The sequence below is a fragment of the Streptococcus sp. HSISS2 genome (genome assembly GCF_000448665.1).
GTDB lineage: Bacteria > Bacillota > Bacilli > Lactobacillales > Streptococcaceae > Streptococcus > Streptococcus raffinosi.
This window is the reverse complement of sequence record NZ_CM002133.1, coordinates 2,117,184-2,119,127: the sequence shown is the minus strand read 5'-3', so window position 1 is coordinate 2,119,127 and position 1,944 is coordinate 2,117,184. Positions and strand designations below refer to the sequence as shown.

General features: G+C 37.4%; 2 protein-coding genes, 1 other RNA gene and 2 pseudogenes. 1 reads left to right on the top strand and 4 read right to left on the bottom strand.

What is annotated here, in order from left to right; genetic code table 11:
• Positions 1 to 213: pseudogene (locus tag HSISS2_RS11150) on the top strand (IS110 family transposase); the annotation flags it as partial.
• A gap of 284 nt (positions 214 to 497) precedes the next feature.
• Here HSISS2_RS11150 and ffs read toward each other — a convergent pair.
• From ffs to HSISS2_RS09205, 4 genes and pseudogenes are all read right to left on the bottom strand, one after another.
• Positions 498 to 596: signal recognition particle sRNA small type (ffs, locus tag HSISS2_RS11145), an RNA gene on the bottom strand.
• A gap of 26 nt (positions 597 to 622) precedes the next feature.
• Positions 623 to 1,165, bottom strand: coding sequence for a hypothetical protein (locus HSISS2_RS09210; protein WP_021002153.1), 543 nt, complete (start codon positions 1,163 to 1,165; stop codon positions 623 to 625).
• A pseudogene (locus tag HSISS2_RS12050) lies at positions 1,162 to 1,257 on the bottom strand (tRNA-specific adenosine deaminase); the annotation flags it as partial. The pseudogene HSISS2_RS12050 and the gene HSISS2_RS09210, both read right to left, overlap by 4 nt.
• Before the next feature lie 361 nt (positions 1,258 to 1,618).
• Positions 1,619 to 1,944 (bottom strand): IS30 family transposase (locus tag HSISS2_RS09205; protein ID WP_134981544.1); only part of this gene is annotated, 326 nt, incomplete at its 5' end.

The window sequence follows — 1,944 nt, the reverse complement described above, 5'->3', positions numbered from 1 at the left end:
AAAATCTTGTTCAAGTGCATTCACAACATCGCTTCAGCTAATCATACCAATCCCTGCCATATCGCTGACTTTTATGAGAAACGAAAAAGACAATCGACAATAGCTTCAACTAAGCCACATACGATTGCCTCTATACATCGTCTCATTCGAACAATGGATTACCTCATTATGCATAACAAACTTTACGATTATTCTTTGACCCAAAATCGATAAGCCTGTCTGTACCGTATTATTGTAACACCTTGTTTCAAAAAATACCAGATGAGGTGTTTTTTATCATGCCCATTTATGGATCAAAAAGTGTTAAAAATAAGACAGTAACCTCAGAATAGCTACTGTCTTATCTCTTTTTTTACTTAAAGTCTTGATAGACTTAACAAATGGTAGAAAAGAGCCCCTTTTCTGAAAAATGATATTGATTCACTATTAAACATTATTTTTTGAAGAAGTTTTTCAACCTTTTAACACACTCTTTAGTAATGGCTCTCGTTAATATTCTTCTTACCTAAAAAGAGCACACAATTCACACTTGCTTAGGGCTGCTGGATTCCTCCCCCTGACCCGCTTCACGCAGAATTGTTGCTCCGATAAGTGTTATACCATAAATTTGTTTTTGTGCCAATTAAGATTTTCCTTTTTTCCAAAAAGAAAGGAAAAATAAGCAGATGAATAAACCTAGAATCGCTGGTACAACAATTGTTAAACCAGCTCTACCACTATCTAGATAGGACCAGATCATTTTCAAAAAGGCCGTGATAATTAACAGTAATGTCAACAATTTCCAACTATGGAGCCAAGTTGCTCTAATCAGAAGTAGAAAGAAACTAATTACCAAAAAAGCAAACAAAACTTTTTTGAGATTCCAATCTGCCTGCAAGAAATCTTGCTCGTAAGCTAGAAACTCTTTTACCAAAGGAGAGGTTGTCTTTGGCACCCAAAACCAAATCATACTGGTAAAGAGAGCAAAGATGCTAGCAAAAATTCCAAGAAGGCTCTTTCGATAAGAGAAATAGATAATCGGTAAAATGAGAATCGGGCGGATATACCAAGATAGCTGGTTTTGATGACGTGTAAAAGCCCAAGCTTGAAATTCTACATTGCCTATCAGCAACCCAATAAACAGTAATGTTAAAAGAAAGAACAAAGCACTTAGCCAATGTTTCATTTTTGTCTCCTCTTCCTAAAAAAATCTTGCATCATCTGAGCACATTCTGCTTCCAAAATCCCACTTTCAAGCTCAACTCGGTGATTGAGCTTGAAAGTGGGATTTTGGATTCTTTGCACCATAGATGACTTGCGGAAATTCCGTTAGCCGAATTGACTTCAAAAAGTATTCTTGTCTCCGTCACGGAAAAGCCGAATTCAAGATAATTTTGATTCAGAAAACCAAGTTGAACTGTATAAAAGCGATTAAATTTTCTGATACAATTAACCACTCCATTTTTTCGTTCATATCTCACCTCCAAATTAGTGGATTAGGGTAGCTATAATAACACATATAGTAACTTATGTCAACCAATTAGCGAGTAAAAGTAGGAATACTTTCTGCAAATTCTATCATTCCCGAATTGTCAAGTTAAGTGCACCAGTTGTTATCTGATACCAAGTTGAAGAGGGGCTAGGCTGTTTGGGCTAGCCCAAACAGGGTTTTCGCCGTTTGATAGTTGAGTAGTCTTCTTGGTCTTTGATTGATAGCTAAGGTCACCTTAGCTAAATCCTCAGCTGTGAGAGTCTTGAGCGACTTACCTTTAGGAACGAACTCTCTAAGTAAGCCGTTGAAGTTCTCATTTGTCCCACGTTCGTATGAGGAGTAAGCATGGGCATAGTAAACCTGAACACCTTCTAGCTCATTCAAGGCGGCAAATTCTGAACCGTTACCAGCTGTAATGGATTTGATGGGATATTGCTGAATAAGCTCAGCTACCACCTCGTTAACGTCCTCAG

Coding starts and splice junctions, on each gene's coding strand:
- HSISS2_RS09210 (WP_021002153.1), bottom strand. CDS start 1,165: ATGAAACATTGGCTAAGTGCTTTGTTCTTTCTTTTAACATTACTGTTT.